Origin of the sequence: Dactylosporangium vinaceum (genome assembly GCF_019904175.1) — a bacterium.
Classification (GTDB): domain Bacteria; phylum Actinomycetota; class Actinomycetes; order Mycobacteriales; family Micromonosporaceae; genus Dactylosporangium; species Dactylosporangium vinaceum.
In genome coordinates this window covers 8,821,670-8,843,560 of the sequence record NZ_CP061913.1, presented here as the reverse complement: position 1 = coordinate 8,843,560, position 21,891 = coordinate 8,821,670, and the positions used below count along the sequence as shown (strand labels likewise).

At 75.1% G+C, this 21,891-nt stretch carries 13 protein-coding genes and 1 pseudogene; 8 read left to right on the top strand and 6 right to left on the bottom strand.

All coding sequences use genetic code 11. The features are described from left to right. The first annotated feature begins 25 nt into the window (after window positions 1-25). From Dvina_RS39625 to Dvina_RS39605, 5 genes are all read left to right on the top strand, one after another. Window positions 26-733, top strand: a complete 708-nt coding sequence (locus Dvina_RS39625) for a hypothetical protein (protein ID WP_223095058.1) — start codon at window positions 26-28, stop codon at window positions 731-733. A gap of 58 nt (window positions 734-791) precedes the next feature. Further along, the gene (locus Dvina_RS39620) at window positions 792-1,619 is read left to right on the top strand and encodes a DUF1775 domain-containing protein (RefSeq protein ID WP_223095054.1); all 828 of its coding nucleotides are present in this window, start codon (window positions 792-794) and stop codon (window positions 1,617-1,619) included. A gap of 251 nt (window positions 1,620-1,870) precedes the next feature. Continuing rightward, window positions 1,871-2,941 carry a Pecanex-like protein 1 gene (locus Dvina_RS39615; protein WP_223095052.1) on the top strand — a complete coding sequence of 357 codons (1,071 nt, stop codon included), beginning with the start codon at window positions 1,871-1,873 and terminating at the stop codon, window positions 2,939-2,941. 187 nt (window positions 2,942-3,128) lie between these two features. Continuing rightward, window positions 3,129-3,563 carry a hypothetical protein gene (locus Dvina_RS39610; protein WP_223095050.1) on the top strand — a complete coding sequence of 145 codons (435 nt, stop codon included), beginning with the start codon at window positions 3,129-3,131 and terminating at the stop codon, window positions 3,561-3,563. A gap of 35 nt (window positions 3,564-3,598) precedes the next feature. Next, window positions 3,599-4,174, top strand: coding sequence for a flavin reductase family protein (locus tag Dvina_RS39605; protein ID WP_223095048.1), 576 nt, complete (start codon window positions 3,599-3,601; stop codon window positions 4,172-4,174). On the opposite strand, the gene Dvina_RS39600 is transcribed toward Dvina_RS39605, so the two are convergent. Both Dvina_RS39600 and Dvina_RS39595 read right to left on the bottom strand, forming a co-directional pair. Beyond that, entirely contained in the window at window positions 4,057-4,920 is an 864-nt protein-coding gene (locus Dvina_RS39600; RefSeq protein WP_223095046.1) for a hypothetical protein, read from the bottom strand. The genes Dvina_RS39605 and Dvina_RS39600 overlap by 118 nt on opposite strands. Before the next feature lie 88 nt (window positions 4,921-5,008). Then, entirely contained in the window at window positions 5,009-5,422 is a 414-nt protein-coding gene (locus Dvina_RS39595) for a nuclear transport factor 2 family protein (protein WP_246655612.1), read from the bottom strand. Between the two features lie 87 nt (window positions 5,423-5,509). Between Dvina_RS39595 and Dvina_RS39590 the strand changes: the two genes are divergently transcribed. Next, window positions 5,510-6,265, top strand: a complete 756-nt coding sequence (locus tag Dvina_RS39590; RefSeq protein WP_223095042.1) for a helix-turn-helix domain-containing protein — start codon at window positions 5,510-5,512, stop codon at window positions 6,263-6,265. Here the strand turns inward: Dvina_RS39590 and Dvina_RS39585 are convergent. From Dvina_RS39585 to Dvina_RS39575, 3 genes are all read right to left on the bottom strand, one after another. Then, a complete protein-coding gene (locus Dvina_RS39585; protein ID WP_223095040.1) occupies window positions 6,253-6,849 on the bottom strand; it encodes a rhomboid family intramembrane serine protease in 597 nt (198 codons plus the stop codon). The genes Dvina_RS39590 and Dvina_RS39585 overlap by 13 nt on opposite strands. Window positions 6,850-6,989: 140 nt before the next feature. Beyond that, a complete protein-coding gene (locus tag Dvina_RS39580; protein WP_223095038.1) occupies window positions 6,990-7,193 on the bottom strand; it encodes a cold-shock protein in 204 nt (67 codons plus the stop codon). 152 nt (window positions 7,194-7,345) lie between these two features. Further along, window positions 7,346-8,431 (bottom strand): zinc-dependent alcohol dehydrogenase, encoded by a 1,086-nt coding sequence (locus tag Dvina_RS39575; protein WP_246655611.1) that lies wholly within the window; start codon window positions 8,429-8,431, stop codon window positions 7,346-7,348. A gap of 336 nt (window positions 8,432-8,767) precedes the next feature. Here Dvina_RS39575 and Dvina_RS39570 point away from each other — a divergent pair, with 336 nt between their 5' ends. Beyond that, on the top strand, window positions 8,768-10,132 hold the full coding sequence (locus tag Dvina_RS39570; protein ID WP_223095036.1) for a cation:proton antiporter: 1,365 nt from the start codon (window positions 8,768-8,770) through the stop codon (window positions 10,130-10,132). Window positions 10,133-10,373: 241 nt separating this feature from the next. Here the strand turns inward: Dvina_RS39570 and Dvina_RS39565 are convergent, their stop codons facing one another. Beyond that, the gene (locus Dvina_RS39565; protein ID WP_223095034.1) at window positions 10,374-10,640 is read right to left on the bottom strand and encodes a hypothetical protein; all 267 of its coding nucleotides are present in this window, start codon (window positions 10,638-10,640) and stop codon (window positions 10,374-10,376) included. Between the two features lie 232 nt (window positions 10,641-10,872). On the opposite strand from Dvina_RS39565, the pseudogene Dvina_RS54795 reads away from it, so the two are divergent. Next, window positions 10,873-21,711, top strand: a pseudogene (locus Dvina_RS54795) (fibronectin type III domain-containing protein); the annotation flags it as partial. Between the last annotated feature and the right edge of the window lie 180 nt (window positions 21,712-21,891).

Below are 21,891 nucleotides of genomic sequence, written 5' to 3'. Positions count from 1 at the left end.
CCGGGCGTCTGTCAGGATGGGCCGCGTGTCGATGGCGACGAGATCCCTCCGACTGCTGACGCTCGGTGGCGTCGCGGTGACGCTGGCCCTGGCGGGCTGCACGGACGACGGCGACGCGGCCCGCGGTGGCACCTACACCACCGCGATGCTGCAGGCGGGCGTCCTGCAGCCGGCCGACATCGGCTCGACCTGGAAGCGCCCCGAGCAGACCCCGCCGCCGAGCAGCATCATGCAGCTGTGCCCGGGGGCCGCCGCCCGGCCGCCCATCCCGGGGTCACCGGCAGTGGTCACCGGCGTGCTGGCCGACGAGGGCGACAAGGGCGCGCAGGCGTTCGAGCAGATCGGGCTGCTGTACAAGGACGCGCCCGCGATGGAGAAGGCGTTCACGTCGCTGCAGGACACGATGGAGGCGTGCCCGCCGACCGCCTCTCGCAGCGCCGGGCCGGCCAAGGAGTCCTCCGAGGCCGGGTACACCGAGTCGATCACGATCGACCCGCTCGTCTCGGGCGGCTGGAAGGGTTTCGTGACCCAGCGGCACAAGATCTACGAGCCGACGTACCCGGGCTCGGCCGACGTCGCCGTGGCGGTGGTCGGGCAGGGCAACGCCATCATTCTGACCAGCTACGCGGTGTATTGGGTGGGCGAGCACAGCACCGGGCCCGAGTTCCGCACCGACTGGAACCGGATCACCGGCACCGTCCTGAGCCGCGTCGATGCCAAACGGTCGAAATGAATCAAGATTCCTGGCGTTCGCTTTGAACCCTGCGGCGCGCTGACACGAACAACCCGGTGTGGAGTACAACCAGGATCAGAGTCGGCGGCGACCGCGGTGGGCCGTCCGCGCCGCCATCGCCGGAGCCGGTGCTCTGGCCCTCCTCGGCGTGGCCGCGCCCGCCGCGGCCGATGTGACGGTCACGCCGACGGAGGCGGTGCAGGGCGACGGCGCCGACGTGACGTTCCGGGTCACCAACGACAGCCGCACGGCCTCGATCACCGAGATCGACGTCCAGATGCCGCTGGACAGCCCGATCGCCGAGGTGTACCCGCTGTCGGTCGACGACTGGGCCCCGGCCATGACGAACGTGCAGGTCGACAAGCCGCTCGAGTCCCTGCACGGGTACCAGATCACCGAGGTCACGACCGGGGTGAAGTGGATCGCCGTGGAGGGCCGGGCGCTGCCGCCGGGCGCCACGACCGAGCTGTTCCTCTCCATCGGCCCGCTGCCGAAGACGCAGCAGCTGCTGTTCGCCGTGACGCTGCAGCACTCCGACGGCACGCAGGTGCGGATGACCGGCCAGCCCGGCGAGTCCCCGGCGCCGGCGCTCACACTGAAGGCCGCTCCGGCGGGCCAGGGCGGGCACGCGGCCGCGCACGGCGGTGCCGACGCAAACGCCGCACCGGCCGCGGAGGTGGACGACGCCGGCGACGACCCCGCGGGCGGCACCTCGTATCTGACCTGGAGCCTCGTCGCGCTGCTGTTCATCGCCGCGATCGCCGTGGTCAGCGTGGTGCTGCAGAACCGCCGGACACCAGCCCCGGCTGCGGCGCCGACCGATGTCGAGGAGCCGGCTGAATCGGATTCCCAGGACGCGGACAAAACCATGGCCACCACGCCGTAGTCCGCTTTCTTAAAATCGCCTTTCCGGGTCGTTAATTGTCTTTCTACATCGGCCCTGGCCTGCGCAAATTCGGAAATTTATAACGAAGTTTTGCGAGCGTCTTTAGTGTTGCTTAGTTATTCCCAGCACGGTTGACGATGGTCAATCATCGCTTCTAAGTTGACATTCGGATATCAGGTTCACCCCCATAGTCACGCCGCAACCCCCGGCGGGCGCCGAGCGCCGGTCAGAACACTGAGAGAGGTTCCGTCATGCAGCGAAGGTCAGCACCGCGCTGGGGCTGGTCCGAGGAAGAGCCTGACCGCTCGATCGACGACCGGCCTCAGCCTCCCGTCTGGCGCAAACGAGTCATCACGATCGGTGCTGCGGCGCTCGCCTTCGTGGCGGGCCTCACGGTGACCCAGATCTCCGACGCGGCCACCCGCCGCCGTCCCGCCACCGGCAGCGCCCCGTGCGCGACCGCCACGACGAAGGGCCCGGGCACCGGCGCCGCCGGCGGCTCCGCGAAGGCCAGCCCGAAAGTGTCGGCGGCCGCCTCGGCCGAGGGCGCCGACCCGGCCGCCGGTGAGGTCCCGAAGACCGACCAGACCGCCGGTGACCTCAGCGGCGGCCAGCAGAACGGCAAGAACGTCACCAACCACCTCGGCGACGGCCAGGTCTCCGGCCGCCCGCGGTGGCGCCGGGTCAACCCGAACTGCCCGACCCCGGCCCCGACCAACACCGGCGGCAACGGCGCCACGAGCGTCCCGTCCGCCGGCAGCAGCAACAACGCGACCCTCGACACGCTCGGCAACGACTGCAGCGAGAGCCGGCTCCAGGCGCACACCGGGTTCCAGGACGCCCCGCGCTGCGTGAGCACCGCGTTCGGTGAGGTCAGCAGCCAGGACAAGAACCCGACGCTGCTCATCGTCCGGGCCCCGCAGCGGCTGCGTGTGGGCCAGGCGTTCACGCTCCAGGTCAGCACCCGCAACCTGGTCCGCGACCGCTTCCTGGGCGCCGCGGCCGGCGGCTACTACCTGGAGAGCGCCTTCCTCACGCCGGACGGCCTGACCCGCGGCCACTTCCACACCGCGTGCCGGATGCTCGCCGACACCCGCTCGGCGCCCGACCCGACGGTGGCCCCGGCCTTCTTCGTGGCGACCGAGGACAAGGGCGGCAACGCCCGCCCGGACACCGTGACCATCAACGTGACGGGCATGCCCACGACGGGTACCGCCCAGTGCGCCTCCTGGGCCGGTGACGGCTCGCACCGCATCCCGATGATGCAGAAGGCCAACGAGATCCCGGCCTTCGACTCCGTGCGGATTCCCGTCACCAACTGAACCACCCGGACGATGCGAGGGGCGGGCCTGGTGCAGGCCCGCCCCTCGCCGTGCCGTCCCGGCCGGTGGGCCGCAAGCCTGGTGGCCGGTGTCCCGCCGGCTGAAAATTTCAGGCGCAGCGCCGGAATCCGCCGCTCCCGCCCGCCTCGGCAGGAGTGTCAGACGATCTGCCGCTAGCATCCCGAGCGTGATTCTGGCGCTGCTGCTCGACCTGGCCAACATCGCCGGCGGGTTCCTGCTGGCCATCGCGCTGCTCCGGCGGATACCGCGGGTCGGCGACGACCTGGCCCGCTTCGCCGACCGGGTCGCGCCGTTCGGCTGGATCGTGGGCATCGTCGCGCTGGCCATGGGCGTGACGTATCTGCTCATCCACGTTCTGACGGGCCCGCACCTGTTCATCTTCGAGATCGTCGGCATCGGGGTCGGGCTCGCGCTGCTCTGGGACCGCCTCACCGGCCGCCGCTCGCTCACCGCGGCCCCGCACTCGCCGCCCGGCCCACCGCACTCCTCACCACCGCCCACCTCCGGGACCGCCGGCCCGACAGGCGTGGCGCTGCTGCTGGCCGTCTTCGGTGTGATCGCGATCATCGTCGGTATCCAGGGTCTGTTCACGCCCGACTAGACCTCAAGTGCAGTGCAGGTTTTAGGCTGCTGTGGGTGAGCGTCAACATCGAGGTCGATCTGGTCGCCGGGTTCAAGGCCGCCTTCCGCGGCTACCCGACCGGAGTCGCGATCATCTCCGTCGCCGGTCCCGACGGCCCGGCCGGGCTGACCGCCTCCAGCGTCGCCTCGGTGTCCGTGGCGCCGCCCGCGCTGTCGTTCTCGGTCATGGACTCGCCGTCGGCCAAGCTCATCACCGCCGCGGACAGCCTTGTCGTGAACCTGCTCGGCGCCGCACACGCCGACCTGGCCCACGACTTCGCCCACTCCGGCGGGCCGCGCTTCACTCCCGAGCAGGGCTGGACGACCCTGCCGACCGGCGAGCCGGCGCTCCTGGAGGCGCAGGCGGTGCTGCGCTGCGTGCCGCTGCACCGCGTTGCGGTGGGTGCCTCGACAGTGCTCATCGCATCGGTGACGAGCGTCGGCATCGGTACCGGGGGCGGCCGCCTCATCTATCACGAGCGCCGCTTCCTCACGGAGCGCCCCACGCGGGCCGACGCGGCGAGCGCGACGGCCCCGGCCAGCAGCGCGATGCCGGTCGTCGAGAGCAGCCGCACGCCCGAGGACAGGTAGGCGCCCCACAGTGCCGGCGGGGTGCCGTCCGCCACCCGGGCGACCGCGTCGTGGACAAGACCCGCGGTGGTGAGCGCGGTGCCGGGCAGCAGCAGGATCACGCCGGCCCAGCCGGCGACCCGGGCCGGGGTCGGGCCGCCCGCGAAGCGGCGACCCCCCAGCCAGCCCGCGGCCAGGCCGGCCAGGTAGCCCAGGACGGCCAGCGGCCAGACCCGGCCGGGCTGCGTGCGGCTCAGCCGGAGGACCGTCGACGAGTCGTCGCCGAGGGAGTACACCCGCAGCGTCAGCTGTCCGTGCACGGCGCTTACCTGACCGGTGCCGGGATCGTCGGTGACGCGCCAGCCCTGCGCGGTGAGGGCGTCGCCGATCATGCGGACGGTGCTCGCGCCGTCCTCGCCGGCCGGGGTGGTGAGCCAGACGGAGCCGGCGGTGTAGTCGTCGTCGCCGACCAGCCAGGTCCAGGCGCCCGACGGGTGCTCGTAGTCGTAGAGTCCGCCCAGCCGGCCGGAGACGGTGACCACGGCGGCGGTGCCGTCGGCGGCGACCGGCACGGCCGGCGCCACGATGGCCGCGGCCACGTCATCGGTGGGCAGGTCCGGCGCGCCGAGCCAGCCGAGCAGCGCCCCGAAGCCGGCGCCGAGCGCGGCGAGCGTCAGGGCGACGACCACGGCCGCGGCGGTGCGCGCCCCGGAGCCGGGGCGGGTGATTCGGGTCCGAACGGGGTCAGCCTGCAGCGCGGCGGCCATCCGCCTGGTCCTTTCGCAGCACGGCCCCCCGCGCCGCGACCGATGCTAGTCCAGGGCGACCGGACCTCGCCCGGCCGGGGCGATGCGGTCAGGCCGCTGCGCCGATCGCCCACCACTCGAGGTCGGCGGCGGCGCTGGCGACGGGCTCGATGACCTCCCAGACCTCGGCGATCAGGCCGTCCTCGATCCGGACGATGTCCACGACCACCACCTCGGCGGCCGGGGTGGCCGAGGTCGCCGGGGCGGGCAGCCGGCGGCGGGAGTGGACGAGCACGTGGTCGTCGGCGGCCAGCAGGTGCAGGACCTCGACCCGCATGCCGTCGGTGGGGCCGAACGCGGCCTGGACACGGGCCAGCCACTCGGCCTTCGTCGAGTCGTCGCCGTCCGGGCGGTGATGGACGAAGTCCTCGCGCATGAACGGGGCGACGGCGGCGACGTCGCGGCGCTCGACCAGGCCGGCGAGTGCGCGCTGCACAAGTGTGCGGTTCTCGGTGTCGGACATGGACGCAGTGTTGCCGCGGGCCGCTGCGATGTCGATGAACTGCCATGTCATGGCGGTCGGCGGGCGGTCTTTGTACGCTTCGGGACCGTGTACACGGTGGGGGAGCTGCTGCGGCAATGGCGCCATCGGCGGGGGCTCAGCCAGCTGGATCTGGCCATCGCCGCCGACGTGTCGGCCCGGCACGTCAGCCTGGTCGAGACCGGCCGGTCGAAGCCGAGCGCGGCGATGGTGCTGCGGCTCGCCGACCAGCTCCACGTGCCGCTGCGGGACCGCAACCGGCTGCTGCTCGCGGCCGGCTTCGCGCCGCGGTTCCCGGAGCGCCCGCTGCACGACGCCGCGCTGTCGGCCGCGCACGACGCGGTCCGCCGGGTGATCGCGGCGCACGAGCCGTATCCGGCGCTCGTGTTCGACAGGCGGTGGAACATCCTCATGACCAACCGGGCCCTCGACGGATTCCTGGCCGGTGTGGACCCGGACCTCCTGGTGCCGCCGGTCAACCTGGTCCGCCTGGGCCTGCACCCGCGCGGCCTGGCCCGGCTGGTCGTCAACCTGGCCGACGTGCGCGCCCTGTTCCGCCGCCGGATCGGCCGCCAGCTGGCCACGAACCCGGACCCGGAGCTGACCGCGCTCTACGAGGAGCTCCTGGCCCCCGCGCCGGGCGGCGACCCGCCGGGCATCGAATCCGACGTCGCCATCCCGATGGTCATCCGTGTCGACGGCCGGGAGCTGCGGCTCTTCTCGACGATCACGACATTCGGCACCCCGATGGACATCACGCTCGACGAGATCGCCATCGAGTCGTACTACCCCGCGGACGCCCAGAGCGCGGCCTACTTCGCCTGAGACCGGAGGGGGAGCACGGTGAGCAGGGCGAACAGTGCGCCGGCGAGGGCGGCACCGCCGTGGATGTCGCCCAGCAGGAGCAGCGCCGAGCCGGCCGCGAGCGAGACGACGGCGAGCGGGCTGCGGTGCACGACGGCGGCGGTGGTGGCGAGCGCGCCGCCGAGGCCGAAGTCGATGAGGGACGTGCCGGCGCCGACCGGCTGGACCACGAGGCCCCAGAGGCCGCCGAGGAGCTGCACGCACAGCGCCAGGGCGAGCCAGCGCCGGGTGCCCCACAGCCGCTCGGCGAGCAGGCCGAGCGCGGCCAGGGCGATCAGGTTGAAGATGGTGCCGGGCCAGCCGCCGTCCTGGACCACGGCGGATGTCAGCAGGCGCCAGAGCTGACCGTCGGCGATGGCGGTGCGGTCACGGCGGAGCGCGGTGAACAGCGCCGGTGCGGCCAGGAGCTGCAGGAACGAGAACACTGCAACCGTCGCGAACACGACCCAGGTGGCGATCGGCCGGTGCGGGCCGCGCAGGCCGGACCCGGCCCAGCCGGCGGTGCCGAGGAAGCCGATGTAGAGCACCGTCAGCACGACATTCACGGCTTATGTTGTACATCCAAACGCCGGAGCGATGGTCCCGAGGTACTGGGGCCATCGCTCCGGCTGCTGAAGCTTTGGGGGCTCGCAAACACCGGAGCGCCGCACGGAAATGCGACGCTCAGGGTTTTGAGCCGGGTGAATCAGAGGGCGCGGACGTTCTCCGCCTGCGGACCCTTCTGGCCCTGCGTCACCTCGTACTCCACCTTCTGACCCTCCGTCAGCTCCCGGTATCCGGTGCTGGCGATGGCGGAGTAGTGGACGAAAACGTCCGCGCCGCCGTCATCCTGCTGGATGAATCCGAAGCCTTTTTCGGAGTTGAACCACTTGACAGTACCGCTTGCCACACTTTCCTCCTGAAAGCGGAATTGAGCTCATCCAGTCCGTTTGGGATGAACCCCCGCCGAGCGAACCATACCTGGTCCGGGCGCAAAGTACGCTATCGGCAGGGCCTCCTGCACCCTGAAGGCCACAAACATTACTCTGGGAATCCGCGCCATTACACTCCGGCGGGCTCGATTACCACTTTGAGGCCCTTCCGGGCGTTCGCCACCGCGAACGCCTCGGCCGCGTCGGTGAGCGCATACCGGTGGGTCACCAGGGCGCGGACGTCGACCCGGCCGCCGGTGACCAGGGCCGTGGCCCGCGGGTACACCTCCTTCATGCGGCGCACCATCGCGAACGTCAGACCTTTGCGCCGGGCCGCCGCGGCCGGGAACGCCGACTGGTCGGTGCTCGGGATGCCGCCCAGCACGACCCGGCCGCCGGGGCGCACAACCTCGACGGCGGCGGCGATGGCCGGGTCGGTGCCGGCGATCTCGAAGGCCACGTCGGCGCCGCGGCCCTCGGTGAACGCGGCCAGCCCGGCGGTGAAGTCGCCGGCCTGCGGGTCGAGCACCACGTCGGCGCCGTAGGCGGCAGCGGCGTCGCGGCGGTGGGGGAGCGGGTCGGTCGCGAGGACGCGGGCGGCCCCGGCGGCCCGGGCGACCTGGATCAGCAGCAGACCGATGGGGCCGGCGCCCAGGACGGCGACGTCGGCGCCGAGCGGGATGTGGCCGAGGTCGACGGCGTGCACGGCCACGCCCAGGGGCTCCAGCATCGCGCCGTCGGCGTCGGTGAGCCCCGGCGGCAGGGGGTGGAGGCGCTCCGTCGGCCAGGTGAGGTACCGCTGCAGCCCTCCGTCCCGAAGCCCGTGCCCGGCGAAGACGATCTCCCGGCACAGGTTCGGGTGCCCGGCCCGGCACATGTCGCAGCGGTGGCACGGGATCGCCGGGTCGACGGCGACCCGGACCCCGTCCAGCGGGCCGCCGCGGACCACGCCGGCCATCTCGTGGCCGCCCACGATGGGGTGGGCGATGCGGGCGTCGCCGATGCCGCCTTCCGCATACCAGTGCAGGTCGGACCCGCACAGCCCGACCGCCGTCACCTCCACGAGGCTCTCGCCCGGCCCGGGCACCGGCGCGGGCTCGGTGGCCACCCGGATGTCGCGGACGCCGTGGAGCCGGGCCACGGTGTTCATCGACCGGGGCGGCGGGTCGACAAGGGGCGTGCCGGTCGCGGGGTCGGGCACCACGAGCGCCTCCAAACCGAAGACAGTTGACGGGAAAGGCCGTCGCGCACCGCCGGCGCGTGCTCGGCGCCGCGGGCGGCCGGGTGCGGGTCGTGCGGCACCGTCACGATCGTACGGCCGCGCTCGCGGTGGGGCCGGGCCCCGCGCGCCCGCGCGGCGAATCGCGGCGGCAGGGGGAGCGGGGACTCCCCTACTGCCCGGCGACGACGGCGTCAGGATCGCCGGGGAGGCCGGAGATATGCCACCCATTCGCCGCAATATCCCTACTCAGGGGCCACGTAGGGGATGGACAAAGGTCGATAGGGCTGGCCAACGTGGGCTCGTGCGTCTCCACTACGAAGGGGAAGACAGTTGACGAATCCGCTGCCCAGCCTCCCGGCCCACAGTCTGCTGATATTTCTCGTACAGATCGCGCTGCTCCTGCTTGTCGCGCTGCTCCTCGGCCGGCTCGCGGTCAAGTGCAAACTGCCCGCGCTCGTCGGTGAGCTCCTCACCGGCGTGATCCTGGGCCCGTCCCTGGTCGGCAACCTCGCGCCCGGCGCCATGCAGTGGGTGTTTCCGAACGACGCCGGCCAGCTGCACCTCGTCGACGCCGTCGGCCAGGTCGGCGTGCTGCTGCTCGTCGGTGTCACCGGCGCGCAGCTCGACACCGCGATGATCCGCCGGCGCGGGCTGACCGGCCTGAAGGTCAGCCTGTCCGGGCTGCTGCTGCCGCTCGCGCTCGGCCTGGCCGCCGGGTTCGTCGTGCCGGCCGCGCTGCTGACCGGCAGGACCGACCGCTGGGTGTTCGCGCTGTTCCTCGGCGTCGCCATGTGCGTGACGGCCATCCCGGTCATCGCCAAGACGCTTGCCGACATGAACCTGCTGCACCGCGACATCGGCCAGCTGACCCTGGCGGCGGGCTCGTTCGACGACGCCATCGGCTGGTTCCTGCTCTCCGTCGTCGCGGCCGCCGCCACCACCGGTGTCAGCGGCGGCTCGGTGGTGCTGTCGGTCGCATACCTCCTGGGCTTCCTCGCCGCCGCGCTGGTGGTCGGCCGCCCGTTGGTGAAGTACGCCATGCAGCTCGCCGCCCGCTCCAGCGAGGGCGGGGTGCGGATGACGGTCGCCGTCGTGCTGATCCTGGGCGGCGCGGCCGCGACGCAGGCGATGGGCATGGAGGCGCTCTTCGGGGCGTTCATCGCCGGCATCCTCATCGGGCGGACCCGCGAGCGGCCGGGCGAGCTCGACGCGAGGCCCGGCCGCCCGCTGTGGACCGATCTGGCCCCGCTGCGGACGGTCGTGCTGTCGGTGCTCGCGCCCGTCTTCCTGGCCACCGCCGGCCTGCGCATCGACATGACCGCGCTCGGGGACCCCAAGGTGCTGGTGGCCGGCGTCTCGCTGCTGGCCATCGCCATCATCGGCAAGTTCGTCGGCGCCTACGCCGGCGGGCGCGGCAGCCGGCTGTCGCACTGGGAGTCCATCGCCCTCGGCGCGGGGATGAACTCCCGCGGCGTGGTCGAGGTGGTCGTGGCCACCACGGGCCTGCGGCTGGGGGTGCTCTCCATCGCGACCTACACCGTGGTGGTGCTCATCGCCGTCGTCACCTCCGTGATGGGCCCGCCGATCCTGCGGGCCGCGATGAGCCGGGTCGAGTACACCAGGGCCGAACGCGAGCGGGCGGAGGCACTCGCGGCGGCACCGCAGCCGGCACCGGCACCGGCCGACCTGCACTAGGCCGGACGGCTCGCGCGCATCGATCGGCCCGGCCGCGCCACGCGATCGGGCAAGGTTTCGTCGGACGATTGAGCGCGTAAATATCTGCACCTACATCATCTCGAATGGGTGATGCTCCGGGGTGAGAGCCGGAGGAAAGGTGCGCCGGAATGGCTGCAGGCGAGCACATCGCGATGCGGCGGACCGTCATGCTGGGTTCGTTCATCGCTGTCGGCATCGGGTTCGTGTTGCTGGCCCTTGCTCATCGCGCGGAGGCGAAGACCACCGTCGATGCAAGTAGGGGTCCGGCCGCCGCTGCGGCCAAGGCCTCGCGGCCCGCCACCGCCCCGGCGGCCGGCGCATCGAGCAAGCCCGCGGCCGCCAGGCCCACGGTATCGAAGCCGGTCGCGGCCAAGGCGGCCGCGGCATCGAAGCCGGTGCCCGCCAAGGCCGTCCCGGCGCCGCCGAAGGCCTTCACCGCGAGCACCACTGCGAGCACCGCCGCGGCCCCGGGCACCACCGTGACCAAGCCCGTGACAAAGGCCGTGACCAAGCCCTCGACCGGCACCGTGAGGGCCGCGCAGCCATCGCCGGCCGCCACCGTCACCAGGGCCGCGACGCCACCGCCCGGCGGTGGCGTCGGGCACATCGAGGCCGCCCCCGCCGCCCCCACGGTCCTCACCGTGGCGGGCGGCGTCAACGCGATCTCGGCGACCTGGCTCGGCTCGCTCGGCGCCAGCGGCTACACGCTCACCGCGACCATGGGCGCCACCGTCAAGACGTGCACCTCGGCCGCGCTGACGTGCAGCATCGCGAACGTCCCGGCCGGCAGCTGGGTCGTCACGCTCACGGCCACCGGCGTCGGCGGCACCTCGGCCCCGACCGCGGCCGGCACGGTCACCGTCGTCGACCCGCCCAACCCGCCCGGCGTGCCCACCGGCGTCATCGCGACCTCCGGCAACCAGCAGGCCGTGGTCACCTGGACCGCCCCGAGCAATGCCGGCGCCGGCATCGCGTACTACACCGTGACGACCGTCCTGGGCGCGCAGACCTGCACCACGACCGGCACCTCGTGCACGGTCGGCGGCCTGACCCCGGGCGGCTCGTACTCGTTCCAGGTCACCGCGACCGCCGTCAACGGCGCCGGGACCTCACTGGCCAGCGCCGCCTCACCGCCTGTCAACATCGGGCCGCCGAGCGCGCCGCTGTCCGTCGCCGCCGTGGCCCTCGCGAACTCGGCCCAGGTCTCGTGGCTCGGCCCGCTCAACGGCGGCGCCGGCATCGACTACTTCCGGGCGACCGCCAGCCCCGGCGGCCAGACCTGCACCGGCACCCTGCTCACCTGCACCGTGACCGGCCTGACGAGCGGCACCGCCTACACGTTCTCGGTCGTCGCCGTCGGCCTGGGCAACACCGGCACCTCGGCGGCGGCCGTCACCGGCGCCGTGACCCCCGGCCCGCCCGGCGCACCGACGAACGTCACCGTCACCCCCGGGTTTCTGACCGCCACCGTCAACTGGACGCCCCCGGCCTTCGCCGGCGCGGGCATCGACCACTACGTGGCCTACGCGAGCCCGGGCCTGCTGCCCTGCGCGACGCTCACCGCCACCGACACCAGCTGCACGATCCTGAGCCTGCTGCCGACCACCAGCTACACGGTGACGGTCGTCGCGGTCGGGGTCGGGCTGACCGGCAACTCGGTCGCCAGCCAGCCGTCGGCCGCGTTCGTCCCCGGGCCGCCCGGTGCGCCGACCGCCGTCACCGCGGCGCCCGGCAACGCCGCCGCGACCGTGTCGTGGACCGCGCCGGCCAGCCCCGGATCCGGCATCACCGGCTACACCGTGACCGCGTCGCCGGGCGGTGGCACCTGCGTCACCACCGGTACGTCGTGCACGGTGGCGCTGCTGAGCCCCGGCACGGCGTACACGTTCACGGTCGTCGCCACCAGCATCTCCGGCCCGTCGGCGGCCAGCGCCGCGTCGAACTCGGTGCGCCCCGGCCCGCCCAGCCTGCCGACCGGCGTGACGGCCGTCGCCGGTGACGGATCGGCCACCGTCTCCTGGACCGCGCCCGCCACGACCGGCGCCGGCATCGACCACTACACGGTGACCGCCGCGCCGGGCGGCGCCGGCTGCACCACGACCGGCACCGGCTGCGTGGTCGGCGGACTGGCCAACGGCACCGGCTACGCGTTCACCGTCGTCGCCTACGGCGCCGGCAGCAGCGGCAACTCGCTGCCGAGCCTCGCCTCGAGCATCGTGGTGCCCGGCCCGCCGGACGCGCCGCTGCTCGTCGGCGCGGCCCCGGGCATCGGTGCCGCGACCGTGTCGTGGACCGCGCCGCTGATCCAGCGGGCCGGGATCACCGGCTACACGGTGACCGCCTCGCCCGGCGGCGCGACCTGCACCACCAGCGGCACCTCGTGCACCGTCACGGGGCTGAGCGCGGGCACGGCGTACACCTTCTCGGTCGTCGCCACCGGCCCCGGCGGCGCGTCGCCGGCCACGCAGACGTCGGCCGGCACGAGCGTCGGCCCGCCCGGCGCGCCGACCGGCGTCCAGGCCACCGCGCTCAACGGCGCGATCACCGTCTCCTGGACCCCGCCGATCCTGTCCGGCAACCTGGTCACCGCGTACATCGCCACGGCCACGCCGGGCCTGAACGCCTGCGTCACGGTCAACCTGCAGCAGCAGTCGTGCACCATCACCGGCCTCGACGACGGCACGCAGTACACCGTCGCGGTCGTCGCCGTCGGCCTGGGCGGGACCGGCCAGTCGGTGCCGAGCACCCCGAGCACTCCCGTGATCCCCGGCGCCCCCGACGCGCCCACGGCGGTCAGCGCGACGCCCGGTGCCCGCAGCGCGGTGGTGTCCTGGACCGCCCCGGCCGTGACCCGGGCCGGGATCACCGGCTACACGGTGACCGCCTCGCCCGGCGGCGCCACCTGCACCACCGTCACCACCTCGTGCACCGTCACCGGGCTCGTCCTCGGCACCGCGTACACGTTCGGCGTCGTGGCCACCGGCACCGGCGGCTCCTCGGCCACGGCCACCACCGTGACAGCCGTCAAGCCCGGCCCGCCCGGCTCGCCGACCGGTGCCGGCGCGGTGGCCGGACCGGGCTCGGCGACGGTGTCGTGGACCGCGCCGGCCAACCCGGGCGGCGGCATCGACCACTACACCGTCACCGCGGCCCCGGGCGGGGCGACCTGCACCACCAGCGGCACCTCGTGCACCGTCCCGGGGCTGACCGACGGGGTGGGGTACACCTTCCAGGTCGTCGCCAACGGCGTCGCGGGCACCGGCGACTCGGCCGCGAGCCTCCCGACCGCGCTCGTCGCGCCGGGCGCACCCGACGCGCCGACGCTCGTCGTCGCCACGCCCGGCAACGGCGCCGTCAGCGTGGGCTGGGTCCCCCCGCTCGTGCAGCGGGCCGGGGTCAGCGGCTACACCGCGACCGCAGCGCCGGGCGGCGCGAGCTGCACCACCGCCCTCACCGGCTGCACCATCACCGGCCTGACCGGCGGCACGCCCTACACCGTCACCGTTGTCGCCAACGGCCCCGGCGGCTCGTCGACCGGCACCACCACGACAGCGGTGACGCCCGGGCCGCCCGGCGCCCCGACCGCCGTCACCGCCACGCCCGGCGGCACCGCCGCGACCGTGTCGTGGACCGCGCCGGTCAACCGCGGCGCCGGCATCGCCATCTACACGGTGACCGCGAGCCCCGGCGGCGCCACCTGCACCACCGCCCTCACCGGCTGCACCGTCGGCGGCCTGACCGCCGGGACGCCGTACACGTTCACCGTCGTCGCCAACGGCACCGGCAGCACCGGCTCGTCACCGGCCAGCGACCCGTCGGCCGCGAGCACGCCCGGCGCGCCCGACGCCCCGACGGCCGTCACCGCCACTCCGGGCGCCGGCATCGCCGCCGTCGCGTGGACCGCGCCCGGCACCACCCGGGCCGGGCTGAGCAACTACACCGTGACCGCCTCGCCCGGCGGGGCCAGCTGCACGACGGCCACCACCGGGTGCACCGTCGCCGGGCTCGTCAGCGGTACCGCATACACGTTCACGGTCGTCGCGAACGGCCCCGGCGGCTCGTCGACCGGCGCCGCGTCGAGCCCGGTGACGCCCGGCCCACCCGGCGCGCCGACCGCCGTCACCGCGACCGGTGGCAACGGCACTCTGGCCGTGTCGTGGACCGCGCCGGCGAACGTGGGCGCGGGCATCGACCACTACACCGCCACCGCCGCACCGGGCGGGGCAACCTGCAGTGCCGTCGGCACCGCGTGCACCATCACGGGCCTGACCGCGGGGGTGACGTACACCGTCGCCGTGGTCGCGGTCGGCACCGGCAGCACCGGCGCCTCTGCGGCCGGGTACACCGGCCCGGCCACGCCCGGTGCGCCGGACGCGCCGACGCTCGTGGCCGCCACCGCCGGCAACGGTTCGGTCGACGTCTCCTGGCTCGGGCCGCTCATCGTGCGGGCCGGCGTCACCGGCTACACGGTGACCGCGAGCCCCGGCGGCGCCACCTGCACCACCAGCGGCCTGGCCTGCGCCGTCACCGGCCTGACCGGCGGCACCCCCTACACGTTCACCGTCGTGGCCAACGGGCCCGGGGGCGCGTCGCCCGGCGCGAGCACGACAGCGGTGACGCCCGGCCCGCCGGCCCCGCCGACCGCCGTGACAGTCACCGGCGGCAACACCACCGCGACCGTGGCCTGGGCCGCGCCGGGCAACACCGGCGCCGGGATCGCCGGCTACACGGTGACCGCGGCGCCCGGCGGCGCCACCTGCGTCGCCGGCGTGGTCACCCGCACCTGCATCCTGACCGGCCTCACCAACGGCACGACCTACCAGGTGACGGTCGTCGCCAACGGGATCGGGGCGACAGGCGACTCGCTGCCCAGCGTCGCCGCCGGTGTCCAGCCCGGCCCGCCGGACGCGCCGACCGCGGTCACCGCGGCCCCGGGCAGCGGCGCGGCCACGGTCTCGTGGACCGCACCGGCCAACGTCCGCGCCGGCGTGAGCGCCTACACCGTGACCGCCTCCCCGGGCGGCGCCACCTGCACCACGACCACCACCTCGTGCTCGGTGCCGGGCCTGCTCAGCGGCACCGCCTACACGTTCACGGCCACCGCGGCCGGCCCCGGCGGCACGTCGCCGGCGAGCAGCCCGTCGCCGGCGATGACGCCCGGGCCGCCCGGCGCGCCGACCGGCGTCACCGTGGCCGGCGGCAACGGCAGCGCCACGGTGTCGTGGACCGCGCCGGGCAACACCGGCGCCGGGATCGCCGGCTACACCGTGACCGCCACGCCCGGCGGCGCCACCTGCACCACCGCCACGACCAGCTGCACCGTCTCCGGACTGGGCAACGGGGTGGCGTACACCTTCGCGGTCGTCACCAACGGCACCGGCTCGTCCGGCACCTCGGCCCCGGCGACCTCGGGGGCCGCCGTCTCCGGCCCGCCGGACGCGCCCACGCTCATCGTCGCCACGCCCGGCAGCGCCGCCGCGACAGTCACCTGGACCGCGCCGCTCACCACCCGGGCCGGCGTCACGAACTACACCGTGACCGCCGCGCCGGGCGGTGCGACATGCACCAGCAGCGGCGTGTCGTGCACCGTCACCGGCCTGACCGCCGGGACGGCGTACACGTTCGCCGTCGTCGCCACCGGACCCGGCGGATCCTCGCCGGCCGGCGGCCCGTCGAGCCAGGTGCGCCCCGGCCCGCCGGACGCGCCGACCGCGGTGACCGCGGCGCCCGGCAGCGGCGGCGCCGTGGTGTCGTGGACCGCGCCGGCCGGCACCGGCGCCGGGGTCGCCGGCTACACCGTGACCGCCTCCCCGGGCGGCGCCACCTGCACCACGATCCTCACCACGTGCACCGTCAGCGGCCTGAGCGACGGGACGGCGTACACCTTCACCGCCGTGGCCAACGGCGTCGGCGCCACCGGCTCGTCGATCGCCAGCGACCCGTCCGCGGCCGTGACCCCGGGCGCGCCCGGCGCGCCCGGCACTGCCACCGCCGTTGCCGGCTCCCACTCGGCCGCCGTGTCCTGGACCGCGCCCACCGACCCGCGGGCCGGCGTCACCGGCTACGTGGTCACCGCGAGCCCGGGCGGGGCCACGTGCGTCACCACCGGCCTGTCCTGCACCGTGAACGGTCTGCTCGGCGGCACGGCCTACACGTTCACCGTCACGGCCACCGGTGCCGGCGGGCTCGGCACCGCGAGCGCGCCGAGCAATCCGGTGACGGCCGGCCCGCCCGGCGCGCCGACCGGCGTCTCGGTCACCCCGCAGGGCGGCACCGACGCGGTGATCACCTGGACCGCCCCGGTCAACGCCGGCGCCGGGATCGACCATTACGTCGTGACCGCCTCGCCCGGCGGCGCCACCTGCAGCACGGCCACCGCGGCCGACACCACGTGCACCGTCACGGGCCTGACGGCCACGGTCGGCTACCTGTTCACGGTCGTCGCGGTCGGCTCCAGCGGCACCGGTGACTCGCTGCCCAGCGTCGCCGGCTCGCTGTCCCCGGCGACCGCGCCCGACCCGCCGACGGCCGTGAACGCCGTCGCGGGCAACCAGACCGCCACCGTCGCCTGGACCGCTCCGGTGACCGTGCGCGGGGGCGTGACCGGGTACACGGTGACCGCCTCACCCGGCGGAGCCTCCTGCGTCACGCTGTCGCCGGCCGACACGTCGTGCGTCGTGCTCGGGCTGACCCCCGGCACCGGCTACACGTTCACCGTGGCGGCCGACGGCGCCGGCGGCAGCTCGCCGGCCAGCGACCCGTCGAACACCGTCGCGCCCGGGCCGCCCGGCGCGCCGACCGCCGTCACCGTCGCGGCGGGCAGCGGCCAGGCCACGGTGTCGTGGACCGCGCCGGCCGGCTCGGGCGCCGGGATCGACCACTACACGGCGACCGCGACGCCCGGTGGCGCGTCCTGCAGCACCCCGGCGACCTCGTGCACCATCACGGGGCTGACCGACGGGGTGGCGTACACCTTCGAGGTCGTCGCTCATGGCACCACCGGCACCGGTGACTCCCCGCCCAGCACCCCGGCCGGCGGCGTGACGGGCGCCCCGGGCGCCCCGACCGCGGTGAGCGCCACCGCCGGGGACCGCGCGGCCGTCGTGTCCTGGACCGCGCCGGGCAGCGTGGGCGCCGGGATCACCGGCTACACCGTGACCGCCTCGCCGGGCGGCGCGCTGTGCGCCACGCTGTCGGCCGCGGACACCTCGTGCACCGTCCCCGGGCTCGCGCCCGGCACCGCCTACACGTTCACCGTCACGGCGGCCGGCCCCGGTGGCCTGTCGGCCGCCAGCGATCCGTCGAGCCCCGTCAGCCCCGGACCGCCCGGCGCGCCGAGCGGGGTCACGGCGGCCGGCGGCGACGCGAGCGCGACGGTGTCGTGGACCGCGGCGGCCAACACCGGCGGGGCGGTCGACCACTACCTCGTGACGGCCGCCCCGGGCGGAGCGACATGCGCGACGAGCGCCACCACCTGCACCGTGCACAACCTGACGAACGGGGTGCCGTACACCTTCGTGGTGAGCGCGGCCGGCCCGGCCGGCACCGGGTCTTCGCTGCCGACCCTGCCGACCGCGCCGATCACGCCCGGCCCGCCGGACGCCGTCAGCGGCGTGACAGCGGTCGCCGGCGACGGCAGCGTCACGGTGTCGTGGCTGCCGCCGGGCATCCTGCGCTCCGGCGTCACCGGTTACACGGTGACCGCCGATCCGGGCGGGCTCACCTGCACCACGACCGGCACCTCGTGCACCGTCGCCGGGCTCACCGCCGGCACCGGCTACACGTTCACCGTGCAGGCGAGCGGCCTCGGCGGCGACGCGCCGCCGTCCGCACCGACCGCCGCGGTCCTCGTCGGGCCGCCGGACGCGCCGACCGGCGTCAGTGCCGCCGCCGGTAACGGTACGGCCCTGGTGAGCTGGACCGCGCCGGTCAACGCGGGCGCCGGCATCGACCACTACCTGGTCACCGCATCGCCCGGCGGCGCGTTCTGCGTCGCCGTGAGCGCGGCCGGGTGCACGGTCAGCGGGCTGGACAACAGCACCGCGTACACCTTCTCGGTGGTCGCGGTCGGCGTCGGCGGCACCGGCGTCTCGGCGGCCGGCGTCACCGGCGCCGTGAACCCGGGCCCGCCCGGCGTCCCCGGCACCGCGAGTGCCGTGGCCGGCAACACGAGCGCCACCGTCACCTGGACCGCGCCGGCCGGCGGCTCGTCCGTCGACCACTACGCGGCCACGGCCACCCCCGGCGGGGCCACCTGCACCACCGGCGGCCTGTCCTGCACCGTCAACGGGCTGACGCCAGGGGCGTCGTACACGTTCACCGTCGCCGCGGTCGGCGCCGGCGCGGTCGGCTCGTCGGCCCCGTCGGCCGTCTCCAACGCGGTGATCCCCGGCCCGCCGAACCCGCCGACCGCCGTCGTGGCGACCCCGGGCAGCGGCCAGGCCCTGGTGGCGTGGGCGCCGCCGGCCGCCGGAGCCGCCGTCTACAACTACGCCGTGACCGCCGCACCGGGCGGGGCGACCTGCACCACGAGCGTCAACCAGTGCACGGTCACCGGGCTCACCGACGGCACCGCCTACACGTTCGGCGTGGTCGCGGTCGGCGCCGGCGGCACGGGCAGCTCCGCTGCGGCGTACTCGTCGGGCGGCGCGGTGCCCGGCCCGCCCGGAGCGCCGACCGCGGTGGTGGCGACCCCGGGCAGCGGCGCGGCCACCGTCACCTGGCTGGCCCCGACGCAGCTCGGCGCGGGCGTGACCGGCTACACGGTCACGGCGTCGCCCGGCGGGGCCACCTGCACCGCGGCGACCGGGACCACCTGCACCGTGACCGGCCTGACCGGCGGCACCGGCTACACGTTCACCGTCGTGGCCAACGGCGTGAGCGGGGACTCGGTCGCGAGCGTCGCGTCGGTCGCCGTGACCCCGGGGCCGCCGGCCGCGCCCACGGACGTCACAGCGGTCGCCGGTGACGGCACCGCCGACGTGTCCTGGACCGCGCCCGCGAACCAGGGCGCCGGGATCGTGCAGTACACCGTGACCGCCTCCCCGGACGGGGCCACCTGCACCAGCGTCGGCGCCAGCTGCACCGTCGGCGGGCTGGTGAACGGCACCGCGTACACCTTCTCGGTGGTCGCGGTCGGCGTCGGCGGCACCGGCGTCTCGGCGACCGGCGTCACCGCCCCGGTGATCCCCGGTCCGCCTGCCGCGCCGACCGGGGCGGCGGTCGTCCCGGGCGACACCACCGCCGCGGTGAGCTGGGCCGCGCCGGTCGGCGGGCCGGCCGCCACCGGTTACACGGTGGCCGCGTCGCCCGGCGGCGCCACCTGCACCACCGCGACGACCACGTGCACGGTCACCGGCCTGACCAACGGCACGGCCTACACCTTCACCGTCGTGGCGAACGGCGCCGGCGGGGACTCCACCGGCTCGATCACGGCCGCGGCCACGCCCGGCCCGCCCGAGCCCCCGACGGACGTCACCGCCACCGTCGGCAACGGCCAGGTAAGCGTCTCCTGGACGGCGCCGTCGGTCCGCCGGGCCGGCGTGCAGCGCTACCGCGCGGTCGCCTACCCGGGCGGCGCGGACTGCGAGACCGCGGGCACCAGCTGCGTCATCGACAACCTGGACAACGGCACCTCCTACAGCGTCTCGGTCTGGGCCCTCGGCAACGGCGGCGCCTCCGACCCGAGTGCGCCGTCGGCCACGGTGGCGCCGAGCGCCGGCGTCCCGGCCGCACCGACCGACGTGGCCGCGGCGCCGGGCGCGAGCTCCGGGACCGTGACCGTCAGCTGGACCGAGCCGGCCGTGGTCGGCGACGGCGTCACCGGCTACACCGTCACGGCCAGCCCGGGCGGGTCCACCTGCACCGCGGGCGCCGGCGCGGACTCGTGCAGCCTCACGGGCCTGACCGACGGCACGCCATACACGTTCGTCGCCGTCGCCACCGGGCCGGGCGGGCAGTCGGCCCCGAGCGCGCCGTCGGCCCCGGCCGTCACCGGTCCGCCGCCGGCCCCGGCCGCGGCCACCGCGAACTCGGGCGACGGGCAGATCGTGGTCAACTGGACCGCGGGCACCCCCGTCGCGGGCGGCGCCGCCGCCACCGGGTACACGGCCACGGCCGAGCCGGGCGGGGCGTCCTGCACGACGACGGGCGCGACGCACTGCACCATCACCGGCCTGACCAACGGCACGGCGTACACCGTCACCGTGGTCGCCACCGGGCCGTCCGGCACCTCCGCACCCGCGGCCGCGCCGGCGACGGTGCCGGGCGCGCCGCGCACGCCGTCCGGCGCCACCGCGACCCCGGCCGCGTTCGGCGCGACCGTGTCCTGGAACGCGGCCAACCCGAACACGCCGGCCGTCACCTACTACACCGTGACCGCGACGCCCGGCGGCCAGAGCTGCACCACGACCGGGCTCAGCTGCACGATCACCGGCCTCAACCCGGGCGACCCGGTGACGTTCGGCGTCGTGGCCAACGGCACCGGCGGCGCGTCGAACCCGGCCACCACCGGGCCGGTCGTGCCCGGCCCGCCCGGCCGGCCGGACAACGTGACAGCCTCGCCCGGCAACGGCGCGGCCACCGTCAGCTGGGACGTGCCGACGAACACCGGTGCCGGCCTGGACGTCTACACCGTCACCGCCGCTCCGGGCGGGGCGAGCTGCACCACCACCGGGCGCACCTGCACGGTGACCGGCCTGACCAACGGGGCGTCCTACACGTTCACCGTCGTGGCCAACGGCACCGGTGCGACCGGCTCGTCGAGCGCCAGTGACCCGTCGGCCGCGGTCTCGCCCGGGGCCGACCTGCCCGGCCCGGTCGGCGCGGTGAATGTGGTGCCCGGCAACGGCTCGGCCACCGTGAGCTGGTCGGTGCCGCTCGTCACCGGCGGCGGCATCGACCACTACGAGGTCATCTCCGAGGACGGTCAGACCTGCACCACCACCGGCACCTCGTGCACGGTGACCGGCCTGACCAACGGCCGCAGCTACCGCTTCGTGGTCCGGGCGATCAGCTCGGTGAACCCGGGCACGGCCGGTGCCGGGACGTTCAGCTCGGCCGTCACGCCGCTGAGCAGCACGGCGAGCGTCCCGACGGCGGTCACGGCGGTCGCGGGCACCGGCACGGCCACTGTCAGCTGGACCGCGCCGGCCGGCGGGCCCGCTGTCACCGGCTACACGGTCACCGCGGCACCGGGCGGGTTCACCTGCGACACGACCACCGGCACCACGTGCGACGTCGGCGGGCTGACGAACGGGGTGGCGTACACCTTCACCGTTGTCGCGCACTCGGCCGGCGGCGACTCGGCGGCGAGCGCCCCCTCCAACACGGTCGTCCCGGCCCCGCCGTTCGACCCCAACGGCGTCGCCCCGGCCGGCCCGGTTGCGGTGACCGCGACGCCGGGCACCGGCCAGGCCACGGTGAGCTGGACGCCGGGCACGGGCGGGCCGGCGGTCACCGGCTACACCGTGACCTCGACGCCGGGCGGGCTCACCTGCTCCACGACGGGGGCGACCACGTGCACTGTCACCGGGCTCACCGACGGGCTGGCGTACACCTTCACGGTCGTCGCGCACGGTTCGCTCGGCGACTCGCTGCCGAGCGCGCCGAGCACGGCGGTGTACCCGAGCGCGGCCCCGAGCGTGCCGCAGAACGTGAGGGTCACGGCGCGGCACAGCGGCCTGGTCGTGAAGTGGTCGCTGCCCGCGACCGCCGGCACCGGCATCAGCCACTTCACC